At 61.6% G+C, this 23,310-nt stretch carries 19 protein-coding genes and 1 other RNA gene; 5 read left to right on the forward strand and 15 right to left on the reverse strand.

Annotated features, from left to right (window positions below; translation table 11 throughout):
• Nucleotides 1-35: 35 nt before the first annotated feature.
• From murD to dapF, 14 genes are all read right to left on the reverse strand, one after another.
• Nucleotides 36-1,877: a UDP-N-acetylmuramoyl-L-alanine--D-glutamate ligase gene (gene murD, locus B9Z51_RS04750; RefSeq protein ID WP_108372217.1), complete on the reverse strand. Its 1,842-nt coding sequence runs from the start codon at nucleotides 1,875-1,877 to the stop codon at nucleotides 36-38.
• 3 nt (nucleotides 1,878-1,880) lie between these two features.
• Complete coding sequence (gene mraY / locus B9Z51_RS04755) at nucleotides 1,881-3,059, reverse strand: phospho-N-acetylmuramoyl-pentapeptide-transferase (RefSeq protein ID WP_108372219.1); 1,179 nt, start codon at nucleotides 3,057-3,059, stop codon at nucleotides 1,881-1,883.
• On the reverse strand, nucleotides 3,049-4,464 hold the full coding sequence (gene murF / locus B9Z51_RS04760) for a UDP-N-acetylmuramoyl-tripeptide--D-alanyl-D-alanine ligase (RefSeq protein ID WP_108372221.1): 1,416 nt from the start codon (nucleotides 4,462-4,464) through the stop codon (nucleotides 3,049-3,051). Before murF ends, mraY begins: the two co-directional genes overlap by 11 nt.
• Complete coding sequence (locus B9Z51_RS04765) at nucleotides 4,461-5,978, reverse strand: UDP-N-acetylmuramoyl-L-alanyl-D-glutamate--2,6-diaminopimelate ligase (protein WP_108372223.1); 1,518 nt, start codon at nucleotides 5,976-5,978, stop codon at nucleotides 4,461-4,463. The genes murF and B9Z51_RS04765 overlap by 4 nt, the downstream gene beginning before the upstream one ends.
• A complete protein-coding gene (locus B9Z51_RS04770; RefSeq protein ID WP_108372225.1) occupies nucleotides 5,978-7,714 on the reverse strand; it encodes a penicillin-binding protein 2 in 1,737 nt (578 codons plus the stop codon). The genes B9Z51_RS04765 and B9Z51_RS04770 overlap by 1 nt, the downstream gene beginning before the upstream one ends.
• A complete protein-coding gene (ftsL, locus tag B9Z51_RS04775) occupies nucleotides 7,711-8,007 on the reverse strand; it encodes a cell division protein FtsL (RefSeq protein WP_108372227.1) in 297 nt (98 codons plus the stop codon). The genes B9Z51_RS04770 and ftsL overlap by 4 nt, the downstream gene beginning before the upstream one ends.
• Nucleotides 8,004-8,933 (reverse strand): 16S rRNA (cytosine(1402)-N(4))-methyltransferase RsmH, encoded by a 930-nt coding sequence (rsmH, locus tag B9Z51_RS04780; protein ID WP_108372228.1) that lies wholly within the window; start codon nucleotides 8,931-8,933, stop codon nucleotides 8,004-8,006. Before rsmH ends, ftsL begins: the two co-directional genes overlap by 4 nt.
• 5 nt (nucleotides 8,934-8,938) lie before the next feature.
• The gene (gene mraZ, locus B9Z51_RS04785) at nucleotides 8,939-9,367 is read right to left on the reverse strand and encodes a division/cell wall cluster transcriptional repressor MraZ (RefSeq protein ID WP_108372230.1); all 429 of its coding nucleotides are present in this window, start codon (nucleotides 9,365-9,367) and stop codon (nucleotides 8,939-8,941) included.
• 472 nt (nucleotides 9,368-9,839) lie between these two features.
• Complete coding sequence (gene dksA / locus B9Z51_RS04790; protein WP_369958647.1) at nucleotides 9,840-10,607, reverse strand: RNA polymerase-binding protein DksA; 768 nt, start codon at nucleotides 10,605-10,607, stop codon at nucleotides 9,840-9,842.
• A gap of 492 nt (nucleotides 10,608-11,099) precedes the next feature.
• Nucleotides 11,100-12,194 (reverse strand): GTP-binding protein, encoded by a 1,095-nt coding sequence (locus B9Z51_RS04795; RefSeq protein ID WP_108372232.1) that lies wholly within the window; start codon nucleotides 12,192-12,194, stop codon nucleotides 11,100-11,102.
• 385 nt (nucleotides 12,195-12,579) lie between these two features.
• Nucleotides 12,580-13,761 (reverse strand): class I SAM-dependent rRNA methyltransferase, encoded by a 1,182-nt coding sequence (locus tag B9Z51_RS04800; RefSeq protein WP_108372234.1) that lies wholly within the window; start codon nucleotides 13,759-13,761, stop codon nucleotides 12,580-12,582.
• A 96-nt stretch (nucleotides 13,762-13,857) separates the two neighbouring features.
• Complete coding sequence (locus B9Z51_RS04805) at nucleotides 13,858-14,847, reverse strand: tyrosine recombinase XerC (protein WP_108372236.1); 990 nt, start codon at nucleotides 14,845-14,847, stop codon at nucleotides 13,858-13,860.
• 12 nt (nucleotides 14,848-14,859) lie between these two features.
• Nucleotides 14,860-15,549 (reverse strand): DUF484 family protein, encoded by a 690-nt coding sequence (locus B9Z51_RS04810; RefSeq protein ID WP_108372238.1) that lies wholly within the window; start codon nucleotides 15,547-15,549, stop codon nucleotides 14,860-14,862.
• A gap of 17 nt (nucleotides 15,550-15,566) precedes the next feature.
• Complete coding sequence (gene dapF, locus B9Z51_RS04815; RefSeq protein WP_108372240.1) at nucleotides 15,567-16,439, reverse strand: diaminopimelate epimerase; 873 nt, start codon at nucleotides 16,437-16,439, stop codon at nucleotides 15,567-15,569.
• 60 nt (nucleotides 16,440-16,499) lie between these two features.
• On the opposite strand from dapF, the gene B9Z51_RS04820 reads away from it, so the two are divergent.
• The 3 genes from B9Z51_RS04820 (at nucleotide 16,500) to B9Z51_RS04830 (ending at nucleotide 19,551) form a co-directional block, all read left to right on the forward strand.
• Nucleotides 16,500-18,146 (forward strand): MBL fold metallo-hydrolase, encoded by a 1,647-nt coding sequence (locus B9Z51_RS04820; RefSeq protein ID WP_108372242.1) that lies wholly within the window; start codon nucleotides 16,500-16,502, stop codon nucleotides 18,144-18,146.
• An 8-nt stretch (nucleotides 18,147-18,154) separates the two neighbouring features.
• Nucleotides 18,155-18,850 (forward strand): S4 domain-containing protein, encoded by a 696-nt coding sequence (locus B9Z51_RS04825; RefSeq protein ID WP_108372244.1) that lies wholly within the window; start codon nucleotides 18,155-18,157, stop codon nucleotides 18,848-18,850.
• Nucleotides 18,851-19,029: 179 nt separating this feature from the next.
• Entirely contained in the window at nucleotides 19,030-19,551 is a 522-nt protein-coding gene (locus B9Z51_RS04830; protein WP_108372246.1) for an Rrf2 family transcriptional regulator, read from the forward strand.
• A 75-nt stretch (nucleotides 19,552-19,626) separates the two neighbouring features.
• Here the strand turns inward: B9Z51_RS04830 and rnpB are convergent.
• Nucleotides 19,627-19,956: RNase P RNA component class A (gene rnpB / locus B9Z51_RS04835), an RNA gene on the reverse strand.
• 101 nt (nucleotides 19,957-20,057) lie between these two features.
• Here rnpB and cysK point away from each other — a divergent pair.
• Entirely contained in the window at nucleotides 20,058-20,975 is a 918-nt protein-coding gene (gene cysK, locus B9Z51_RS04840; protein ID WP_108372248.1) for a cysteine synthase A, read from the forward strand.
• Between the two features lie 350 nt (nucleotides 20,976-21,325).
• Nucleotides 21,326-23,143: an NAD(P)/FAD-dependent oxidoreductase gene (locus B9Z51_RS04845; protein ID WP_108372250.1), complete on the forward strand. Its 1,818-nt coding sequence runs from the start codon at nucleotides 21,326-21,328 to the stop codon at nucleotides 23,141-23,143.
• Nucleotides 23,144-23,310 lie beyond the last annotated feature (167 nt).

Below are 23,310 nucleotides of genomic sequence, written 5' to 3' on the forward strand. Positions count from 1 at the left end.
GGCGCTAACGCGTTGCGACAGGCTCAGGGTCTCGCTCACAGGCCGCCCTCCATCGACACACCGGCCGCATCGGCCAATTCGGCCACGGCCTGACAAAAGACCTGCGCACGGTGCTCATAGTTGTTGAACATGTCCAGGCTGGCGCACGCTGGCGACATCAGCACGGCGTCGCCACTGCGGGCCATGTCTTTGGCCTGAACGACCGCGGCCTGCAGACTGTCGGCGTCTTGCAGGGGCACAGCGCTCAGCTGCAGTGCCTCGCGGATCAACGGGGCATCACGGCCGATCAGGACCACGCCACGCGCATAGCGGCTGACGGGCTCGACCAGTGGCGAAAAATCCTGCCCCTTGCCGTCGCCCCCCAAAATGAGCACCACGCGGCGGTCGGCGCCCAGCCCGTGCAAGGCCGCCACCGTGGCGCCCACATTGGTGCCTTTGCTGTCGTCAAAGTATTCCACCTCATGGATCAGGGCCACAGGCTCCACGCGGTGCGGCTCGCCACGGTATTCGCGCAAGCCATACAGCATGGGCGCCAGCGCACACCCGGCCGTGCTGGCCAGCGCCAGCGCAGCCAAGGCGTTGACGGCGTTGTGGCGCCCCCGAATCCGCAAGGCATCCGCAGGCATCAGGCGCTGAATGTGCAGCTCTTCGGCATCGTCTTTGCGACGGCGTCGGGTTTCATCGGCCTCCAGGGCGCGCACCAGCCAGGTCATGCCGTTCATGACTTCGATGCCGAAATCACCGGGCCGCTGGGGCATGTCCCCGCCAAACGACACATAGGGCCGCTCTTGCGGGCGTTGCAACTTGACGCGAATGGGGGCAGGCCGCATGGCCATGACCTGCACGTCTTCACGGTTGAGCACCATCAGGCCTTGCTGCCCAAATATGCGTGCTTTGGCCGCCGCATACGCACTCATGGAGCCGTGCCAGTCCAGGTGGTCTTGGGTGATGTTGAGCACCGTGGCTGCTGTGGGCTCAAAGCCTTCGCTGCTGTCGAGCTGAAAACTCGACAGTTCCAGCACCCAGACCTGGGGCAAGGCCGGGGCCATGGGGTGCACGCGGACGGGTGCTTCGGGCGCCACGATGCCGGGGGGCAAGGCGGGTGTGGCCTCTTCTTCGTGATCCGCTTTGGCTTTCGCTTGAGCATCCACTTCGGCATCCGCCTCGGTATCCGCCTCGGTATCTGCATGGGCAGCCGTTGTGGCCTCGGCTGCCTCGGTATCCGGGCCTTCGCCTTCTGGCGCTGTCGATGGCTCTGCTGCGGGCTCGGGCTGAATCGGTGCAGGCACGTCATCTGCTGCAAGCGGCGCCTCGGCCTGTGCATCCTGCTCTGTAGCCTCCAGGGCTTGCTGTGCAAGCAGCGCTTGGGCTTGCTCAATGGCTTCGGCCAAGGTGTCGAGCAAGGTGGGTCCGATGTTGCCAGCCACCTTCACCGACTTGCCTGCACGCGCCACCAGTTGACCGGTCAGCGAGGTCACCGTGGTTTTGCCATTGGTGCCGGTGATGGCCAGCACTTGCGGGGCGTAGCCGTAAATGGTTTTCAAATCCTCCAAGGCTGCGGCAAACAGCGTCAGCTCACCGCCTTGCCACAAGCCCACGGCCTTGGCCGCATCCACCACGGGTGCCACCACTTCAGGGGCCAAGCCGGGGCTGCGGAACACAGCGCGCACAGGCGTGCCGTCCACCAGGGCTGCGGTGAAGGGGCCAGACACAAAGCGGACCTGCGGCCACTCGGCCTGCAGGGCGGCCAATTGCGGCGGGGCTTGGCGGGTATCGGCCACGGTCACATCCGCTCCGGCACGGGCGCACCAGCGGGCCATCGCCAGGCCCGAAGCACCCAAACCGAGAATCAGAACATTGAGACCTTGAAGCTGCATGGTTTACCTCAGCTTCAGGGTCGACAAGCCGACCAGGCACAGCAGCATGGTGATGATCCAAAAGCGCACAACCACCTGTGTCTCTTTCCAGCCGCTCTTTTCGAAATGGTGGTGCAAGGGCGCCATCTTGAGGATGCGGCGTCCCGTGCCATATTTCTTTTTGGTGTACTTGAAGTAGCTCACCTGCGCCATGACCGACAAGGCTTCGACCACAAAGATCCCGCCCATGATGGCCAGCACGATTTCCTGGCGCACGATGACCGCGATGGTGCCCAATGCACCGCCCAGCGCCAGCGCGCCCACGTCGCCCATGAACACCTGTGCGGGGTGCGTGTTGAACCACAAAAAGGCCAGCCCGGCGCCCGCCATGGCCGAACAGAAAATCATCAACTCACCGGAGCCGGGAATGTGGGGCAAGAACAGGTATTTGGCGTAAACCGAACTGCCGGTCACATAGGCAAACACGCCCAGGGCCGAGCCCACCATGACCACCGGCATGATGGCCAGGCCGTCCAGGCCATCGGTCAGGTTGACCGCATTGCTCGCCCCCACAATGACCAGGTAGGACAGGATCACAAAGCCGAACACACCCAGCGGATAGCTGACTTCCTTGAAAAACGGCACCATGAGACCGGCTTTGGGGGGCAGGTTGACATCAAAACCGGACATGACCCATTTGGCAAACAAGTCCACCACGCGCAGGTTGGAGCTTTCAGAGATGCTGAACACCAGATACAAAGCCGCCAGCAAACCGATCACCGATTGCCAGAAATACTTTTCCCGCGAGGGCATGCCTTCGGGGTCTTTGTTGACCACTTTGCGCCAGTCATCGACCCAGCCCACGGCGCCGAAGCCCAAAGTCACGATCAAGACGATCCAGACAAAGCGGTTGGACAGGTCAAACCACAACAAAGTGGACGTGGCAATCGACAACAGGATCAGAACGCCGCCCATGGTCGGTGTGCCGCTTTTGGACAGGTGCGACTCCATGCCATAACCGCGGATGGGCTGGCCGATTTTCAGCGCGGTCAGGCGCCGGATCACGGCAGGCCCTGCCGCCAAGCCAATGAGCAGCGCCGTCAGCGCCGCCATGACGGCCCGGAACGTGATGTATTGGAAAACACGCAAGAAGCCCCATTCGGGCGACAAACTTTGCAACCATTGCGCCAAGCTAAGCAGCATGGGCTTCTCCCTGTTGTTGGTTTTGTTCTGAGCGGGGTGTCATCAGCGCCTGCACCACTTGCTCCATCTTCATGAACCGCGATCCTTTGACCACGATGCTTTGAAAGCCCAAGACATTGCGTGTGACGGCGTCGAGCAGATCGGCCATGTCTGCAAAATGCCGAGCCTCGCCAAAGGCCTTGGCAGCGTGCACGCACAAATCACCCAACGTGTAAAACGCCTCAATTCCCCGCCCGGCGGCATAGGCGCCCACTTCGGCATGGAACTCAGGGCCCTGGTTGCCGACTTCACCCATATCGCCCAGCACCAGCAGACGTGGGCCGGGCAACTCGGCCAGCACGTCAATGGCGGCCAGCACCGAATCGGGGTTGGCGTTGTAGGTGTCATCCACCAGCGTGATGTCGGAGCCCGGCACAACGCACGCCCGCGAGCGGCCCTTGACCGGCTCAAACGCCTGCAAGCCTTGCGCCACCGCTTCCAGGGGCACGCCTGCTGCCAAGGCGCAAGCACTGGCCGCCAGGGCGTTCTTGACGTTGTGGCGCCCGGCGATATGCACGCGCACAGGGGCTGTGCCTTCGGCGCTTTTGAGGGTGAATTGCCAGGCCCCGGCTTGCCACAGCACCACCGCCGCGCTCACATCGGCTTGCTGCAAGGCAAATGTGCGGCGGGCACGCTGGCCCGACAGCGCTTGCCAGACGCTGGTGTAGGCATCGTCAGCGGGGAAGATGGCCACCCCGTTGGCAGGCAAGGCCTGGAGCACGGCGCCGTTTTCTTCGGCCACGGCCTTGACCGTGCCCATGAACTCCTGGTGCTCACGCTGCGCGTTGTTGACCAGCGCCACCGTGGGCTGGGCCAGCCGCGCCAGGTAGGCTATCTCGCCCGGGTGGTTCATGCCCAGCTCCACCACCGCGATGCGGTGGTGCGCACGCAGGTTGAACAAGGTCAGGGGCACGCCGATGTCGTTGTTGAAATTGCCCTGTGTGGACAAGGCATCGTCTCCCGCATGGGCGCGCAGGATCGAGGCAATCATTTGCGTCACGGTGGTTTTGCCGTTGCTGCCCGTGACCGCAATCACGGGCACATCAAACTGGGCACGCCAGCCTGCGGCCAATTCGCCGAGCGCCAGGCGCGCATCGGGCACCAACAAAGCGGGCATGCCCACTTCGGCGGCAATGGCCTGGCCTGAGGCCTCACACACCACGGCCACAGCGCCTTGCGCCTTGGCTTGCGCGATGAACTGGTTGCCGTCGAAGCGCTCGCCGCGCAATGCCACAAACAAATCACCGGCTTGCAGGCTGCGGCTGTCGGTGTGCACACGTTGTGCCTCAACGCCGTCCAGCCGTTCCCCCCGGGCCTGGCTGAGCCAGCTCAGCGCCAAATTCAAATTCAGGTGCATGGCGCTCATGCCGTCACTCCTTGCGCTGCGCGGCGCTGCAAGGCCGCCTCGACCTGCGCAACGTCAGAAAACGGCTGCCGCACGCCCAGGACTTCCTGGTAGGTTTCGTGTCCTTTGCCAGCCACCAGAACCACATCGCGGGCATCGGCCTGGGCCACCACCTGTGCGATGGCCTGCGCACGATCGGGCTGAATTTGCACTTGCTCGGGGCTTTTCAGTCCTTGCACCATCTGCGCCAAAATCGCTTCGGGCGACTCCGAACGCGGGTTGTCACTGGTCAGCACCACCTGGTCGGCACAGGCCTGGGCGGCTGCGGCCATCAAGGGGCGTTTGCCAGGATCACGATCACCGCCACAGCCCAGCACACACCACAGTTGACCGCCGCGCTGCGCCGCTTGCGTGCGCAAAGCCGTCAGGGCATGCAGCACGGCATCGGGGGTGTGGGCGTAATCGACCAGCACCAGAGGGGCATCGCCTGTTGTGCCCACGCGCTGCATGCGCCCGGGCACGGCACTGAGCTGCGCACAGGCTTGTACCGCGTGGGCCAGGCTCACGCCCAGGGCGCGCAAACTGCCGATGACCCCGAGCACGTTGTCAATGTTGTAGTCACCCACCAAACAGGTATGCAGCGTGTGCACCTGATCGCCTTCGCGCACCTCAAAGGCCAGGCCTTGCAGGCTGGGCACAGAACGGGCTTGCAAACGGGCCGCACAACGGCGCGAGCAGGTCCAAACATCCAGATCCAGATCCAGCGCCCGGCCAGCCAAACTCTGGGCCAGGCTGGCGCCTTGGGCATCGTCGATGTTGATCACGGCCGCTTGCAAACCAGGCCAGTCAAACAGCGCCTCCTTGGCAGCCCAGTAGGCGCGCATGTCGCCGTGGTAGTCCAGGTGGTCTTGCGTGAAATTGGTGAACACGGCCACGCGAATGTGCGTGCCCGCCAGGCGGTGCTCGGCCAGTCCGATGGACGAGGCCTCGATGGCACAGTGGGTGACGCCAGCATCCACCATGGTGCGGAACTGGTGCTGCATCAGCACCGGGTCGGGCGTGGTCATGCCGGTGGTGGTCAGGTGCGGCAGCTGGCCCACACCCAAGGTGCCGATCAGCCCACAAGCCTGGTTCAGCACGGCGGACGACAGGGCTTGCGCCAACCACCAGGCGGTGGAGGTTTTGCCGTTGGTACCGGTCACAGCCAGCACTTTCAGGGCGTGGCTGGGCTGCTCGTAATAGGCATCGGCCACCTCACCCGTCTGGGCTTTGAGTGCGGGCATCGCGGCCAGGCGTTCATCGCCGTGTTGGCCTGTCAGCCCAGGCCAGGCATCCAGCCCTTCAAGCTCCATCAAGCACGCGCTGGCGCCCTGGGCCAAGGCTTGCGCCACATACTGACGGCCATCGGTCGCAGCGCCGGGCCATGCAATGAAGGCATCGCCCGCCTGCACTTGCCGGCTGTCGGTGCGCAGCTGACCCGTGACGCGCTGGCGCAACCAACGTGCGGCATCGAGGGGACTGTGCAAAGTCTGCATCAGAACGACTCCTCGACAGCCTTGGCCACCACTTGCGGCTTGACCGCCATGTCGGGCTGCACCCCCATCAGGCGCAATGTTTGCTGCACGGTCTGGCTGAACACGGGCGCGGCCACATCGCCGCCGAAATAACGACCATTGCTGGGCTCGTCAATCATCACGGCCACGATGATGCGGGGCGCCTCGATCGGGGCCATGCCCACAAAGAAGCCGCGGTATTTTTTGCTCGCGTAGCCTTTGCCTTCTTGCTTGTGCGCGGTGCCGGATTTGCCTCCCACGGAATAGCCCATGGTCTGGGCTTTCGGGCCTGTGCCGCCGGGGCCTGCGGCCATTTGCAGCATCTTGCGCATGGCCCGGGCCGTCTCGACGCTGATGACGCGTGTGCCCGCCACCTGGTGATCGGTTTTCATGAGCGTTGCGGGCACCACTTCGCCATCACGGGCAAACGTGGTGTAGGCCCGGGCCACCTGAAACAAGCTGGCCGAAATGCCGTAGCCATAGCTCATCGTGGCCTGCTCAATCGGGCGCCAGGTCTTGTAGGGGCGCAAACGCCCCCCCACCACCCCCGGAAAGGGCAGCTGCGGTTTTTGCCCGAACCCGACCTGTGTGAACATCTCCCACATGTCATGGGGCTGCATTTGCATGGCCATCTTGACCGTGCCCACGTTGCTGGATTTCTGAATCACTTCGCTGACGGTGAGCATGCCGTGAGGATGCGCGTCGGTGATGGTCGAGCCGGTGATGGTGATGCGCCCGGGGGCCGTCTGTATGGGGGTATCGGGCCTGACGATGCCTTTTTCAAGCGCCAATGAAACCGCAAAGGGTTTCATCGTGGAGCCCGGCTCAAACGTGTCGGTCAAGGCGCGGTTGCGCAATTGCTCGCCGCTCAGGTTGACCCGTTTGTCCGGCGAGTAACTGGGGTAATTGGCCAGGGCCAGCACTTCGCCAGACTGGGCATCGAGCACGACCACGCTGCCCGCTTTGGCCTTGTTGTCCAGCACGGCTTCGCGCAGCTTTTGGTAAGCAAAAAACTGCACCTTGCTGTCGATGCTCAACTGCAGGTCACGCCCGTCTTCGGGTGGAACCGTCTCGCCCACATCCTCCACCGCACGCCCAAAGCGGTCCTTGATGACGCGGCGAGAACCCGACTTGCCAGCCAGCTGCTTTTGGAACACCAGCTCAACGCCTTCTTGCCCTTGGTCTTCCACATTGGTAAAGCCCACGATGTGGGCTGCAGCTTCACCTTCGGGATAGAGGCGCTTGTATTCCTTGATGTCGTAAACGCCTTTGATGCCCAAGGCCAAAACGCTCTTGACCACCGACTCATCGAGCTGCCTGCGCAGCCAGACAAATGTTTTCTCGTCGTCCTTGAGTTTGCGGTCCAGATCGGCCGAAGTCATCTCGAGCAAACGGGCCAGCTCCCGCTCTTTGGCGGGGTCTCGGTCCATCTCGTCCGGGTTGGCCCAGATGCTGGGCGCAGGCACGCTGGACGCCAGCAGCACGCCATTGCGATCGAGCACGCGCCCCCGGTTGGCAGGCAGGGTCAGCGTCCGCGCAAAGCGCACCTGCCCTTGACGGATAAAAAAATCATTGGCGATCACCTGCACATAAGCCGCACGCACCACCAGCCCCAAAAAGCCCAGGGCAATGGCCGCCACAATGAATTGGCTGCGCCAGACCGGCGTCTTGCTGGCCAGCAAGGGGCTCGATGAAAGCTGCACACTGCGGGTGTTCATGGACGCGCCCCCTTGGCCGATGGGCTCCACTCTGCGGCGGTCACGTACTGGGTGATGGCGGGCGTGGCCTCACGCATTTGCAGCTTTTGCCGTGCCAATTGCTCCACGCGCAAAGGGGTGGCCTGAGCCCGGCGCTCAACCTGCAAGCGGTCTTGCTCGACCTCCAGGCGCTTGGCTTCTTTGCGCGCGCTGTCCAGCGCCATGAACAGCTGACGTGACTCGTAATGGCTGTGCACCAGTGCCATGGCACTGAAGACCACTGCCAGCAAAAGCAACACGTTCAGACGGGTCATGCAGGCACCCCCGTGCGCTCGGCGATGCGCATGATGGCGCTGCGCGAGCGCGGGTTGCCACGCACTTCTTCTTCACTCGGCTTGACACGGCCCAGGGCATTCAGGCGCATGGCCACCGGCTGCGCGAATGGCACGCGGCGGTCCACCACCTCCTTGGAGTGCTTGGCAATGAACTGCTTGACGATGCGGTCTTCCAGCGAATGAAAGCTGATCACCACCAAGCGCCCCCCCTCGGCCAGCACACCCAGGCTGGCTTTCAGCGCCTGTTCGAGCTCTTCAAGTTCGGCATTGATGAAAATCCGAAAAGCCTGAAATGTCCGCGTTGCAGGGTTCTGGCCCGGCTCGCGGGTTTTGACCGTGTCAGCCACGAGCTGGGCCAACTCAGCGGTGGTTGAAATTGGGCCCCGCTCTTGTCGGCGAGCCACAAGCGCCTTTGCAATCTGAAAAGCAAACCGTTCTTCGCCATAGTCACGTATCACCTCCGTGATTTGATCCACTGTTGCCGTTGACAACCACTCGGCCACACTCTCACCGCGCGTGGTGTCCATGCGCATGTCGAGTGGACCGTCGAAACGAAAAGAAAAACCCCTCTCGGGGCTGTCAATTTGTGGAGAGCTGATGCCCAGATCCATCAGCACACCATCGACGCTGCCCGCAGGCAACTCCCCCAGGTTGGAAAAGCCTTCATGCCGGATGGCAAAGCGGGCATCGTCAATGCGCCCGGCCTCTGCAATGGCCTCCAGATCTTTGTCGAACGCCTGCAAACGCCCTTGCTCAGACAAGCGCGACAAGATGAGGCGCGAGTGGCCCCCGCGACCAAAGGTGCAATCGACATACCGGCCGTCAGCACCTGCAGCGCCGTCGAGCAAAGCGTCCACCGCTTCGTTCAAAAGCACCGTGGTATGGGTCAGTGGGGTGTCGGTCATGGTGTTCAGAAAGAGAAGTCCTTGAAGACATCGGGCATCTCGCCTTGCATGGCTTGGGCCTCTTGGGCGTCATAGCTGGTTTTGTCCCACAGCTCAAAGTAGCCCCCCATGCCCAGCAGCATGGTGTCTTTGGAAATACCCGCTGCTTGGCGCAGCTCGGGCGAAATCAGCACGCGGCCGGTGCCATCCATCTCCACATCCATGGCGTTGCCCAGAAAAATGCGCTTCCACCACTGGGCAGACATGGGCAACTGGGCAATGCGTTCGCGAAACTTTTCCCACTCGGGACGGGGGAACACCATCAAGCAGCCATGCGGGTGCTTGGTGATGGTCAGCTGGCCTTGTGCGGTGGCGCTCAGCACGTCACGATGCCGGGTCGGCACAGACAGCCGCCCCTTGGCATCCAGACTCAGCGATGAAGCCCCTTGAAACACTGCGAAGACCTTTTTTCAGTTGCAAGCAGCAACAGCGGGCACTTTTACCCACTTATTTGCACTTTTTTGCACTGTATCAGGAATTCATGGCACCACAAAGATGCGCTGACAGATTTTTTTCAATGAAATCAATGGCTTAGCGACGAAACTGAACGCTCAAAAAGATGGAATACCTTTATAAATTAGACACTTAGAGTTTGTAGTGAAAGTGGCGCCTGAAGAAATAAAAAGAATAAATACCAAATATTCATTAAATATCAAATACCAGAAAAAACCTTCAATAAAAGCCTCAAAGCCACCATGACGACCACTTCGAGTCACAACCTGCGGAAAAATCGCATTTTTGGAGGTCGATGGTGGAAGGCTCTGACGCCTTGCCTGCGATTCGACCTGGCTTGTATTGACGGTGTTCGATCACGCGTAAAAAAACCCCTCAACAGGGGTTTTTCTACAGATCAAAATGATCGGGCCTTCAATCACCAAACATCTTCTGTTTGAGCTCACGTCGCTGCTGGGCTTCCAGAGACAAGGTCGCTGTAGGCCTTGCCAGCAAACGGCCAACGCCAATAGGTTCGCCGGTTTCATCACAATAGCCATAGTCACCTGCATCGATCAGCATGATCGACTGCTCAATTTTCTTGAGCAATTTGCGTTCACGGTCGCGGGTGCGCAACTCCAGGGCATGCTCCTCTTCAATCGTGGCCCGGTCCGCCGGATCAGGCACCACCACAGTGTCTTCACGCAGATGCTCGGTGGTCTCACCGGCACTGTTGAGGATGTCCTGCTTGAGCGTGACCAGCTTGCGTCGGAAATACGCCATCTGCACTTCGTTCATGTACTCACTGTCCGGCATGGCCAGAACTTCAGCGTCTGTGAGCTGTTCTGCCGTCTTGGTTTTCCAATTGTTGGCCAGCTTTGGGTCTTTCTTGATGGGCACGAAAGACATCACCGCAGGCGCTGGCGCACTGGGCAAAAAGCTGGCCTTGGCCGCTGTCGATGCCACCGCAGGTGGCAGTGAGGGCACGGTGATCTGGGCCAGGCGTGCCGAAGGGCGCGTGGCACGAACGAGTTGGTCAGGGCCTGCTGGCGTCGCAACAGGGGTGGGGGCTTGAACGGCAGGTGCCTTCACAGGCTCCGCTTTTTTAACAGTCATAGATTTCGCTTGAGGTGCTGGCGCTGTTTTTTTCACAGACGCCACAGAAGCTGCCTTGGGTTTGGCAGCAGGGCTGGGTTGAGACACTGCTGCCGCGGCTTTTTTGGCCACAGGCTTGGCAGCTGGGATTTTGACTTTGGACACAGGCTCAGGAGCTTGTACCTTCTTTTGAACAGGCACCGCTTTGGCCGCAGGTGCGGCCTTGGCTGTTTTGGCCGTCACCTTGCTGGCAGCAGAGGCGGCCTTGGCGGGTGTCGCATTTTTTTGGGGCGCCGCAGCTTTCGCCTTGGGTTCCTCCGCCTTGGATGCCGGTTTTTTCGAGGTCTTCACGTCTTGTCTCCTAGCCGTGTGAAAGGGCAGGTGTCTGATCACTGCAAACACATTGCAGATGAACCGATAACCTGTACATGTTCATTTCAAACCCTTGTTATAGACCTTGTGGGGTTCGCAAGTCGCCCGCAAAGGGGAGGCTTTCAGGCGGGCGATTGTAGCGACTAGAACGATCAAAAAACGTCTGGCTACGGATTAAAGACAAGTCCACCAGAAAAAAGCCGCCAGGCGGTATGCACGGGCCAGGGTTCAAATCAGGCACTGCTCCAGACCCTGCAACAAAATATCCTTGGGCAAATCAATGCCAATGAACACCATCTTGCTCATTTTGGTCTCGCCATCGGCCCACATCGGCCCCAAATCGCTGCCCATGAGTTGGTGCACGCCCTGAAAAATCACTTTGCGCTCAGTGCCGCGCATGTTCAGCACGCCTTTGTAGCGCAACATGCGGGGGCCATAGATGTTCACGATGGCGCCCAAAAAGTCTTCCAGCTTGGCCGGGTCAAAAGCTCGCTCGGACCTGAAAACAAAACTCTTCACGTCGTCGTCATGGTGATGGTGGTGGCCATGACCATGGCTGTGTTCGTGGTCATGCGAAGGATGGTCGCAGTGCTCGCCGTGGACATGGTCATGGTCGTCTTCGTGCGAGGGGTGATCGCAATGCTCGCCGTGGACATGGTCATGGCCTTCGCTCAGGAAATCCGGGTCGATGTCGAGCTTGGCGTTCAGGTTGAAGCCTTTGAGGTCAAACACCTCGGACAGGGCCACCTCACCAAAGTGCACCACCTTTTGCGGCGCACGCGGGTTCATGTGCTTGAGGCGATGCTGCAAAGCGTCCAGATCAGCGGCCGACACCAGATCGGCCTTGCTGATGAAAATCTGGTCGGCAAAGCCCACCTGGCGACGCGCTTCCTGGCGGTCGTTGAGTTGCTGCGCCGCGTGCTTGGCGTCCACCAAGGTCAAGATGGAGTCGAGCAAGAAGGTCTCAGCGATCTCGTCATCCATGAAAAAGGTCTGCGCCACCGGGCCGGGATCGGCCAGTCCTGTGGTTTCGATCACGATGCGCTCAAAGTTCAACAAGCCCTTGCGGCGCTTGGCGGCCAACAGTTGCAGCGTGGCGCGCAAGTCTTCACGGATGGTGCAGCAAATGCAGCCATTGCTCATCTGGATGATCTGCTCTTCGGTGTCCGAGACCAGGATGTCGTTGTCGATGTTTTCCTCGCCAAACTCATTCTCGATGACAGCGATTTTCTGGCCATGGGCCTCAGTCAAAACGCGCTTGAGCAGCGTGGTCTTGCCCGAGCCCAAAAAGCCGGTGAGGATGGTGGCAGGAATCAGGGCCATGAAATGCTCCGCAAAAGATCAATGACAAGAGGTGGGGAGTGTAGCGATGAATGCAAGAAGCGCTCTGGACGGGTTTCGTCCCGGCGGACGGGAAACGGGGCGAGCGAAGCAATGCCCCGTGTGGACTTCACGCCATTCAGGCAGGGCTGAGCAGCACAGCAGCGGGCGGATCAGGGGCGGGTGCTTGTTTGAGCGAAGCGAGTTTGCACCCGACCCCGCCCGATGCGAGCAGCGCAAGGAACCCGAAGGGTCCTGACTGCGGCTCGCCTTTCTTTGCTTACTTTCTTAGGCGAAGCAAAGAAAGTGAGTGCGCTGCCGGGCGCAACACCCGGCCAACAGACTCAAAAAGATGAAAACAATCGGAATCTGACCCCAATTAAAAACCTCACTTGCGCACCACCACCAGGCCTTTCAAATACTCCCCTTCGGGGAAGTTGATGGTCATCGGGTGGTCGGGGGCGCCTTGCAGGCGTTCGCTGATATAGCCGTCCACGCCCGCATCGGTGCCGGCCAAGGCCACGATTTTGTGGAACAGGTCGGCGCTGATGCCGCCCGAGCAGGAGTAGGTGAACAGCTCACCACCCGGGGCCAGCAACTTGAAGGCCAGGCGGTTGATGTCTTTGTAGGCGCGGGCGGCGCGCTCGGCATGGGCGGCCGTGGGCGCGAACTTGGGCGGGTCGAGCACGATGGCGTCAAAGGTTTCACCCGCTTCGATGAAGGCGCGCAGGCTGGCGTTCACGTCGGCGTCCATGAAGCTGGCGCGGGACTCGTCAAAGCCGTTCAGGCGCACATGGGCACGGGCACGCTCGAGTGCCGGGCCAGAAGAATCAATTGAGGTCACATGCCCTGCCCCACCGGCCAGCGCCGCCACGGTGAAGCCGCCGGTGTAGCAATAGCAATTGAGCACCTTTCCAAATTGGCGGTGGCGCGTGTGCTGGGCAAAGCGGTGGCGGCTGTCGCGCTGGTCCAGGTAAAAGCCGGTTTTGTGACCGGTGGCAATGTCCAACGTCAGCTGCCAGTCGTGTTCGCGGATGGTGATCTCGGTGGGGCCTTCGCCGCGCAACCAGCCAGTGACTTCGGGCAGGCCTTCGAGGTTGCGCACGTTGGCATCGGATCGCTCATACAGACGCGAGAGGCCTGTGATTTTGAGCAAGGCATCGGCAATGACCTGCTTGAAGCGCTCGGTGCCGCAGCTGGTGAACTGGGCGACCAGCGTGTCGGCGTAGCGGTCCACGATCAGGCCCGGCAAGCCGTCCGACTCGCCATGCACCAGGCGCACGCCGTCGCTCTGAATGTCAAACCACTGGCGGGCGGCCAAGGCTTGGGCGATGCGTGCCTCGATGAAGGCCGCGTCAATGCGCTGGGCTTCGTCAAAACTCCAAACACGCGCCCGGATACGCGAGCTGGGGCTGAACGATGCCCAACCCAGAAATTGCCCCGCGTGCGATTCCACACGTACCGTCTCACCGGGGTCACCGCCGCCTTTGGCAATGGCAGAGTCAAACACCCAGGGGTGGCGGCGCAGCAAGGAACGTTCTTTGCCGTCTTTGAGTCGAATGGTTTTCATGGAAGGTATTGTCAGGCACCGGCTGGGCCTGTCCGCTGCGCCGACATTCATGGCTTCGGCGCAAGCCCATGTCGTGACTTCGGCGCAAGCCCAAGCTTATTTGCGCTTGGCTCGAGGGTGCGCCGCATCGTAGGCTTTGGCCAAATGCTGAAAATCCAGCCGGGTGTAGACCTGTGTGGTGGTGATGTTGGCGTGGCCTAAAAGTTCTTGCACGGCCCGCAAATCACCGCTGGACTGCAGCACATGGCTGGCAAAGGAGTGGCGCAGCATGTGCGGGTGCACCGGCGTGGCCAGGCCAGCCAGCAGGCTGCGGCGTCTGAGGCGTTGCTCGACGGCCCGGGCAGTCAGCCGGGTGCCACGGCGCCCGGGAAACAGCGCCAGCGCCAGACTCGACGCACCGGGTGTGGGCTGCGTCAGCAGGCCGGGCACCTGAGGGCGCAGTTCCAGCCAACGCGTCAGCGCCTCGATGGCCGAGCGCCCCAGAGGCACGCTGCGGCGCTTGCTGCCTTTGCCTTGCACCTGCACTTCGGCGTTTTGCAGGTCGATCCAGCCTCGCCCGGCCCGACTGGCCTCGGTGCTGGCCACCACGTCCAGGCCCGTGAGTTCGGCAATGCGCAAACCACAGCCATACAGCAGCTCGACCATGGCGGCATCGCGGGCCTCCAGCCAGGGGTCATCGTCGGTTTCTTCATGCTCGGCCAATTGCACCGCCTCATCCACCCCCAAGGCTTTGGGCAAGGGTTTGGCCACCCGGGGGGCACGCACATCTTGCACAGGGTTGTGGCTGATCAGGCCTTCCCGTCCCAGCCACACATAAAAACCACGCCAGCCGGACAAGATCAGGGCAATGCCCCGCCCGCTGCGCCCAGCGCTGTGCATTTGAGCCACCCAGCGGCGGATGTGCCCGGTCTGCACCTGAAGCAAGGGCACTTGGGCGGCCGCTGCCATGTCGGCCAGACGCGTCAAATCCAGTTGGTAGAGCGTGCAAGTGCGATCGGCCAGGCGTTTTTCAAAGCGCACATGCGCCAGATAGCGGGTGACCAATGGATCGGCGTCGCGTGGCGCCGAAGGGGTGTCAACAGCCATGCCTGCCAGAACTCAGTCCTGGGTCGCGCGCAGCACCGTCAAGGCTGCGCCTGCCAGCTCGCCCAGACGCTCCAGCAAATCGGTGCCCATCTGGCTGTTAAAGCGTTGCGGATCAGGTGAGGCCAGGATCAGCAGGCCAAATGGCGGCTGCCCAGGCGCTGGCCGCAAAGCCAGCAGCGCCAGTGAGGCGGCTTGGGCGGGTTCAGTCAACCACTGAACGGCTTCATAGCCGGAGTTGGGGCCGACATACGGGGTTTCCAGCGAAACCGCCAAGCTTTGCAACGACTCGGTCACCCCTTGGGCATAAGGCGCCGATGCATGCTCAGCGCCCAGTGACCACAGGCGCAAAGCCAGCTGGGGCACCTGGAACAGTTCACGGATATTTTCCAGCGCCGACTCGGCCCGCTGCGCAGGCGGCGTGACCAGCAGATCACACGACCAGCGGTGCAGCTTGTCGGTCAGGATCATGTTTTCATTACCGTGCCGGATCATGTCCATGATGCGGTGCTCCAGCCCTTTGATCTTGTCGCGCAGCATCTGCGCTTGGCGCTCTTGCAGGCCCACGGCGCGGTGGCTTTGGGGGTGCGTCAATTGCACCGTGGCCAGCAGCGAGGCATGGCGCTCAAAAAAGTCCGGCGTGTTCACCAAGTAGTCGGCAATGTCGTCTTCGGTGATGGGGCTCATGGGTTCAGGCGTGGTCATGTCTTGGCTCCAGAAATTCAGGAAAGTATGTCCGGCACGTCGATGTCGCCATCGAACACGGGGGTGGCGGGACCGGTCATCAGGACGGGGCTGTCGGCTTGTCCGGCCCACTCGATGGTCAGCACACCGCCCCGGGCCTGCACATCCACGCGGCTGTCCAGCCAGCCCTGACGGATGCCCGCAACCACGGCCGCACACGCGCCGGTGCCGCAAGCCAGGGTCTCGCCCGAGCCACGCTCGAACACCCGCAGCTTGATCTGGCTGCGCGAGACGATTTGCATGAACCCGGCGTTCACCCGCTGCGGGAAGGCCGGGTGGTTTTCAATCAAGGGGCCTTGGGTCAGCACCGGGAAGCTGTCCACATCGTCCACGCGTTGCACCGCATGCGGGTTGCCCATGGAAACGACACCCACCCGGGCGATGCCCTGCTCGCCCAGCGCCAGGTCAAACACCGGCCAGCCATTGACCTGGTCGCTGATCAGGCCAATCGGGTTAAACGGCACGCGTTCCCAGTCAAACACCGGGGCGCCCATGTTCACCGTCACACGGCCATCGGGGTTCATGGTGAGTTCGATCTCGCCTTGTTGCACCTTCACGCGCACCGTGCTTTTGTCGGTCAAGCCCTTGTCGCGCACATAGCGCACAAAGCAGCGCGCACCATTGCCGCAGTGCTCCACCTCACCGCCGTCGGCGTTGTGGATCACGTATTCAAAGTCCAGTCCGGCGGCGGGCGAGGGGCGCACGGTAAGGATCTGGTCGGCGCCCACGCCAAAGTGGCGGTCGGCCAGAAAACGGTACTGGGCGGCGTTCAGGCCCAGACGAGTCTGGGTCTCATCGAGCACGACAAAATCGTTGCCGGCCCCTTGCATCTTGGTAAAGCGAATGTGCATGGCCGGGATTATCGCCCTTGAGCCCCATAGAACCGAGCCCCAGCCGCCTGATAATGGGGCATGGCACGCACATCCCAACTCCTGCACCCCCAACGTGAACCCGCCCCTCTGCGCCCCGCAGCCACTGTGCTGCTCTTGCGCGATGGGCCACAAGGCATTGAGGTCTTGATGACCCGACGCTCCATGACCGCCAGCTTTGCGCCCGGCGCCTATGTGTTTCCGGGCGGCGGCGTCGATGCGGCAGACGCACAGGCCCACCCCCTGGCCACCCGCCGCCCCAAGCAAAGCGACTTGCACCTGACGCAAGCCATTGCCGCGATCCGCGAAAGCTTTGAAGAGCTGGGCATCCTGTTCGCCCGCCATGCCGATGGGCGCTGGGCCGACAACACCGATATTGCCCAGATCGACCGCAAAGCCCCATTTGCCTCGCAATGCCAGGCCAAAGGTTTGACCTTGGCCGCCGACCAGGTGTTTGTGCTGGCCCACTGGATCACCGACCGCGACCTGCCGCGCCGCTTTGACGTGCCCTTTTTGGTGGCCCGCATGCCCGAAGGCCAGACCCCGGTGGCCGACGAGTCCGAGCAGTTCGAGCCGGTCTGGGTGCGCCCGGTGGATGCGCTGACGCGACACGAAGCGGGTGACTTCTTCATCATCTTCCCGACCATACGCACGCTGGAGCGCCTGAAGGCCTTTGCCAAGGTGGATGACGTGCTGCAAGCCTGCGCCGTGAACGACGAACCGCTGTGGACCAGCTGCCCCCGCGCCGGTTGGCTGGCGGGCAACGAAGCGCGCTACATGGAGCACGAAGCCCCGTTTGGCGAGCTGGCCCTGGTCAGCCCCGACGGTCAAATCCAGCACCACCTGGACTGGCAAACCGATGCGCCCGTGCCCTTGCTCAAAAACGTGCAGCGCCTCACGGCTCCCAACCCCGGCGTGATGACCGGCCCTGGCACCAACAGTTACTTGGTGGGCGACCCGAACACCGGTTACATCGCCATCGACCCGGGCCCTGCCGACGACGACCACCTGCAACGGCTGTGGCGTGCGGCAGGTGGTCAAATCAAAGCCATCGTCTGCACACACTCGCACGCAGACCACTCACCCGGCGCAGCCCCCTTGCAAGCGCTGTGCACCAACACCCCCCCCATCCTGGGCTTGGCGTCTCGCCCCACGGCGCGGGCCAACAGCCGCTTCACGCCCGAACGCGAACTGGCTGATGGTGAAAAACTGGTCTTGCAAGGCATCGGCATCGAAGGCGCGATCACCCACACCTTGCGCGTGGTGCACACCCCTGGCCATGCGGCCAACCACCTGTGCCTGGTGCTCGAAGAAGACGGCCTGCTGTTCTCGGGCGACCATGTGCTCAATGGCAGCACCACCGTGATCGACCCACCGGACGGCCACATGGGAGACTATTTGGACTCGCTGGACAAACTGGCTGCGGCCTGCGAGGCCGGAGGCATCGAATTCATCTTGCCTGCACACGGCCATGTGCTGGGTTTTGCGCACCAGGCCATCACACACCTGAAAGCCCACCGCTTGAAGCGCGAGGCCAAAATCGCCGCCGCCATGCAAGCCCTGCCCCAGGGCAGCCTGCAGGAATGGGTGGAAAAAGCCTACGACGACGTGCCTCCCCGCCTGTGGCCAGTGGCCGCCCGGTCCCTGCAAGCGCATGTGGACCACATCCGCGAACAAACCCTTTCGTGAAAGACTTGATGAACGCTTCTGATGAAGGTATCCGCCTGGCCAAACGCGTGGCTGCCGAGCAAAACTGCTCGCGCCGCGAAGCCGAAGCGCTGATCGTGGCCGGTGGCGTGCAAGTCGATGGCCAAGCGGTCACCGACCCGGCCCGGCGCGTACGGCCCGAACAAGCGGTGAGCGTCAACCGCATGGTCTCCATGGCCGCCCTGGCCCCACTGACATTGGCCATCTACAAACCGGCCGATGTGGCCATGAACGTGCACTGGCTGCAAAAAATGCTGGGCCTCAAAGCCCCCAAGCCGGGCATCTGGGGCCATGAACGCCTGGCCAGGCTGCAAGAGCCCATGCCCCTGCCCAAACCGGCCAGCGGCTTGTGCATTTTTTCAGACGACGTGGGCGTGCTGCGCCACCTGGAAGACCGCCGCAGCCCGATGGAGCAAGAATGGATGGCCACCATGGGTGGCGAAGTGCCCGAAAGCCTGCTCAAAGCCCTGAACGGCCCGGGCCTGCGCGCCAGCATCAACCGCCAAACCGACACCCTCACGGTGCTGCGCATCGCGGGCAAAGACATCGATGGCCTGGAGCTGGGCCGCTGGCTGGACCAGCAATGCCCCCTGAAGGATTTGCGTCGCCAACGGGTGGGCCGCATCAGCTTGGCGCCCCTGGAGCCTGGCCAATGGCGCCAACTCGAAGGCTACGAGCGCTTCTGATCAACTTGCCTTTGATTTCTGACAAGTTTCACAGGATTTACCCTTGAAATGTGGGGTAACAGACCAATCTAGGCTATGAGTCTGAGAAAATGACCGAACAGTCACCTCCCCGCACACTCTGCGGGCGGGTGACTCCGGAAAGCCCGCCAAGGGCTTCCTGAACGCAGAAAGGAGCACACATGCGTTTGAGCACCAAGAGCCGATTTGCCGTGACCGCCATGATTGACGTGGCGTTGCGCGAAGACCGCGGCCCCGTATCGCTGGCGGCCATCAGCGTGCGCCACCAGATTTCACTGTCCTACCTGGAGCAGTTGTTCAGCAAACTGCGTCAGCAAGGTTTGGTCGAGAGCACCCGCGGCCCTGGCGGTGGTTATTCTTTGGCCCGCAATGCCGAAAAAATCACCATGGCCGACATCGTCGGCGCCGTGGACGCCCCCACTGAAGAAGAGTTGGCGGCTGAAGGCGGCTGGATGAGCAGCGATCTGTGGGCCAGTCTGAACGACAAAATGCTGAGCCATTTGAAATCGATCAGCTTGCGCCAACTGGTGGCCGAGCAGCGCGCCAAAGGCGTGGCGGTAGAGCCTGCACCACAACCAGCCATCAAGCGTGGCGTGTTTGCCAAGCCCAAAAGCTCATTGAAGATCACTGCGCCCAACTCAGTGTTTGCACTCGCGGGTACTTTGATGCCCTCCCGGGGCTGATACCCGGCGACTGAGCCTCTGGTCTCCAGGACACAAAAACCCGCATCAAGCGGGTTTTTTGTTGTCTTAAAAAAAGTGTGAAGCTCGCCGATAAGCCGGATTCTGTGCACAGCGGTTGCCCGCTGCGTGACCGCCATTACTCTGGGCCGGGGGTTGCCCACCCGGCTCGATGCTACCTACCCGCCAACTCTGCGGAACCACATCAACGCTGGCCTACTTGGTATTGCTGCGCGTAGAGATTGCCCGTTTCACCCGCCAAGGGTTGCCCCCTGGCGACTCGTCTCTGTTGCTCTGATCCTCACCTCACGGTGGAGAGGAGTTACCTCCTACGCTGTCCTGTGCAGTCCGGACGTTCCTCCAGTGCCTCCTTTCGGAGATTGCACCAGCGGCGGTCTGGCGAGCTTCACCAGTTGATTATCGCCTGTGGGCATAAGCTCATGCCGAAAAAGGTCTGAACTTTCACGCACAATGTTTTTTTCATCGATTTTTCAAACGGAGACCCGACCATGAAAGCCAACACCATTCTCGACACCATCGGCAACACCCCTCATGTGCGCATCAACCGCCTGTTTGGTGCGGGGACCAATGTGTGGATCAAATCCGAGCGCAGCAACCCTGGCGGCTCTGTCAAAGACCGCATCGCGCTGGCCATGATCGAAGACGCAGAAAAGTCGGGTGCCTTGAAGCCTGGCGGCACGATCATTGAGCCCACGTCGGGCAACACCGGCATTGGCTTGGCCATGGTGGCGGCCGTCAAGGGTTACAAACTGGTGCTGGTCATGCCCGACAGCATGAGCATTGAGCGCCGCCGCCTGATGCTGGCGTATGGCGCGAGCTTTGACCTCACACCTCGCGAGAAAGGCATGAAAGGCGCGATTGCCCGCGCCGAAGAGCTGGTGGCCAGCACGCCCGGGGCCTGGATGCCCCAGCAGTTTGAAAACCCCGCCAACATCGACGTGCATGTGCGCACCACGGCGCAAGAAATTCTGGCCGATTTCCCCGAGGGCATTGACGCCCTCATCACCGGGGTGGGCACAGGTGGCCACCTGACCGGCACAGCCCGCGTGCTCAAGGCCAAGTTTCCCAACCTCAAGGTGTTTGCGGTCGAACCTGCGGCTTCCCCTGTCATCTCAGGCGGCGCCCCAGCACCGCACCCCATTCAGGGCATTGGCGCGGGCTTCATCCCCAAAAACCTCGACACCTCATTGCTCGACGGCGTGATACAGGTCGACGCCGAAGCCGCGCGTGAATACGCCCGCCGCTCAGCGCGTGAAGAAGGCATGCTGGTCGGCATCTCGTCCGGCGCCACCTTGGCGGCCATCGCGCAAAAACTGTCCGAGCTGCCCACAGGCGCCACCGTGCTGGGCTTCAACTACGACACGGGCGAGCGCTACCTGTCGATCGAAGGCTTCCTGCCTGCTTGAGTCGGCTGACACATCACCAAGTCAGCGCAGAATCTGCCGACCAGTAACTTTGTAGGTCGGCAGTCGAAGACCCCGACGAAGGGTAATGGAGGCAACTGCGATTTTTTGCGCTGTAGGTGAATCGGGCCATTGTCGGACTCTCCGAGTACCGACCTACAAGGTCATGGCCGTATACCTGGACGGCGGTCGAAGTCCCCGACAAGTGCCAACCAAACGCGCATCTGCTGAGCAGATCAGCGACTTCAGCCTCGATATCTCCGTACCCCAGCCGCAGAAACTCAACTCGCGCAAGACTGCGCCCGGTGCAGGGATAATCACGGCTTCTTGCTTGATAACCACAAGCCACGACCATGATACGAATTTCCGAACTCAAACTGCCCCTGTCTGCTCTGCCTGTGGAGGTGCGTCGCGCTGCTGATGCACCGTCTGAAACCGTCGAAGACCGCACCCCGCCACCGCATCCTGAAGCCGCCTTGCGTCAGCTCGCGGCCAAAGCGCTGAGCATGGACGAACAAGACATTGCCTCGCTTCATGTGTTCAAGCGCAGCTTCGATGCCCGCAAAGTCGAGCTGCTCGCGGTGTTCATCGTGGACATCACACTCAGTGATGCAAAGGCCGAAGCCACACTGCTGAACAAATTCAACAACCATCCACACATTCAGCCTACCCCCGACATGCTTTGGCACCCGCCTTGCCATGCGCCTGAAGGCTTTGGCGCCCAAGAAGGCGCGCGCCCAGTGGTGGTGGGCTTCGGGCCTTGCGGCATGTTTGCCGCGCTGAGCCTGGCGCAAATGGGCTTCAAGCCCATCGTGCTGGAACGTGGCAAAACGGTGCGCGAACGCACCAAGGACACCTGGGGTCTGTGGCGCAGGAAGGTGTTGCAGCCCGAGAGCAATGTGCAGTTTGGCGAAGGCGGTGCAGGCACCTTCAGTGACGGCAAGCTCTACAGCCAGATCAAGGACCCGCGTCATCTGGGACGCAAGGTCATGGATGAGTTCGTCAAAGCCGGCGCGCCTGCAGACATTTTGTTTGCCGCCCACCCGCACATTGGCACCTTCAAGCTGGTCAAGGTGGTCGAGAACATCCGCGAACAGATCGCTGCATTGGGCGGCGAGATCCGTTTTGAGCAGCGCGTCACCGATGTACTGCTATCGCCTGAGCAAGAGGGTCGACACATCACCGGCCTGCAAGTGCTCGACCAGCGCACAGGTCAAAGTCACACACTGCCCACGCGACATGTCGTGCTGGCTCTGGGTCACAGCTCACGAGACACTTTCGTCATGCTGCACAAGCGCGGGGTGGCACTGCAAGCCAAAGCGTTTTCGATCGGTGTGCGCATCGAGCACCCCCAAAGCGTGATCGACTTGGCCCGCTGGGGCCGCCACGCGGGCCACCCATTGCTGGGCGCAGCCGACTACAAGCTGGTGCACCACGCGCAAAACGGCCGTGCAGTCTACAGTTTTTGCATGTGCCCCGGCGGCACCGTGGTGGCGGCCACCAGCGAGCCCGGCCGCGTAGTCACCAACGGCATGAGCCAATATTCGCGCAATGAGCGCAATGCCAATGCGGGCATGGTGGTGGGCATCGACCCGCCCGACTACCCGCTGGACACCACCTCCTGGCAAGCCGCCTTTGGTGAAGCAGAGGGCGCACAGCTGGCGCAGGAAGCGAATGCCATGGCGCAGCAACAACCACCCGTCACACATCCACTGGCAGGCATCGTGATGCAGCGTCATCTCGAATCGCGCGCCTTCCTGGTGGGGGGCAGCAACTACGAAGCCCCCGGCCAGTTGGTGGGCGACTTTCTGGCAAGGCGCCCATCGACCCTATGGGGCAGCGTCCAGCCTTCGTACAAGCCTGGCGTCAAACTGGTGGATCTGGCCGAGGTGCTGCCCGACTACGCTGTGGCCGCCATGCGTGAAGCCTTGCCTGTGTTCGGCCGCAAGCTCAAAGGCTTCGACATGGCCGATGCGGTCATGACAGGTGTGGAAACCCGCACCTCATCACCTTTACGCATTCCTCGCGCTGAAGACTACCAGAGCACCAACACCCAAGGGCTTTATCCCGCAGGCGAAGGCGCCAGCTATGCCGGTGGCATTTTGTCGGCCAGTGTGGACGGCATCAAAGTGGCCGAAGCGCTGGCAAGTGCCATTCAATCATCCGCCTGAGCCTGGCGTGTGTACGCACGCCATGAAGGTCTTGATCAGCTTGTCAGTGACATGACCAGACGGCTGTTCGGGTTCGAGGGTGCGCAAAATATGACTTATTGCGCCTGCTCCTGGATTTTTTAAGCCGGGCATGAACGAATGTGATGATTCTGAAAGTTGCTTCAATT

The organism is Limnohabitans sp. T6-5 (assembly GCF_003063315.1).
GTDB lineage: Bacteria > Pseudomonadota > Gammaproteobacteria > Burkholderiales > Burkholderiaceae_C > Limnohabitans_A.

What these genes read in the sequence shown, in the direction of transcription:
- B9Z51_RS04765 (WP_108372223.1), bottom strand. Translation starts at nt 5,978, where the DNA reads ATGCAGACTTTGCACAGTCCCCTCGATGCCGCACGTTGGTTGCGCCAG.
- murF (WP_108372221.1), bottom strand. Translation starts at nt 4,464, where the DNA reads ATGAGCGCCATGCACCTGAATTTGAATTTGGCGCTGAGCTGGCTCAGC.
- B9Z51_RS04825 (WP_108372244.1), top strand. Translation starts at nt 18,155, where the DNA reads ATGAACGCTTCTGATGAAGGTATCCGCCTGGCCAAACGCGTGGCTGCC.
- ftsL (WP_108372227.1), bottom strand. Translation starts at nt 8,007, where the DNA reads ATGACCCGTCTGAACGTGTTGCTTTTGCTGGCAGTGGTCTTCAGTGCC.
- B9Z51_RS04830 (WP_108372246.1), top strand. Translation starts at nt 19,030, where the DNA reads ATGCGTTTGAGCACCAAGAGCCGATTTGCCGTGACCGCCATGATTGAC.
- cysK (WP_108372248.1), top strand. Translation starts at nt 20,058, where the DNA reads ATGAAAGCCAACACCATTCTCGACACCATCGGCAACACCCCTCATGTG.
- B9Z51_RS04810 (WP_108372238.1), bottom strand. Translation starts at nt 15,549, where the DNA reads ATGACCACGCCTGAACCCATGAGCCCCATCACCGAAGACGACATTGCC.
- B9Z51_RS04805 (WP_108372236.1), bottom strand. Translation starts at nt 14,847, where the DNA reads ATGGCTGTTGACACCCCTTCGGCGCCACGCGACGCCGATCCATTGGTC.
- B9Z51_RS04800 (WP_108372234.1), bottom strand. Translation starts at nt 13,761, where the DNA reads ATGAAAACCATTCGACTCAAAGACGGCAAAGAACGTTCCTTGCTGCGC.
- B9Z51_RS04845 (WP_108372250.1), top strand. Translation starts at nt 21,326, where the DNA reads ATGATACGAATTTCCGAACTCAAACTGCCCCTGTCTGCTCTGCCTGTG.
- rsmH (WP_108372228.1), bottom strand. Translation starts at nt 8,933, where the DNA reads ATGACCGACACCCCACTGACCCATACCACGGTGCTTTTGAACGAAGCG.
- B9Z51_RS04795 (WP_108372232.1), bottom strand. Translation starts at nt 12,194, where the DNA reads ATGGCCCTGATTCCTGCCACCATCCTCACCGGCTTTTTGGGCTCGGGC.
- B9Z51_RS04770 (WP_108372225.1), bottom strand. Translation starts at nt 7,714, where the DNA reads ATGAACACCCGCAGTGTGCAGCTTTCATCGAGCCCCTTGCTGGCCAGC.
- mraY (WP_108372219.1), bottom strand. Translation starts at nt 3,059, where the DNA reads ATGCTGCTTAGCTTGGCGCAATGGTTGCAAAGTTTGTCGCCCGAATGG.
- murD (WP_108372217.1), bottom strand. Translation starts at nt 1,877, where the DNA reads ATGCAGCTTCAAGGTCTCAATGTTCTGATTCTCGGTTTGGGTGCTTCG.
- dapF (WP_108372240.1), bottom strand. Translation starts at nt 16,439, where the DNA reads ATGCACATTCGCTTTACCAAGATGCAAGGGGCCGGCAACGATTTTGTC.
- B9Z51_RS04820 (WP_108372242.1), top strand. Translation starts at nt 16,500, where the DNA reads ATGGCACGCACATCCCAACTCCTGCACCCCCAACGTGAACCCGCCCCT.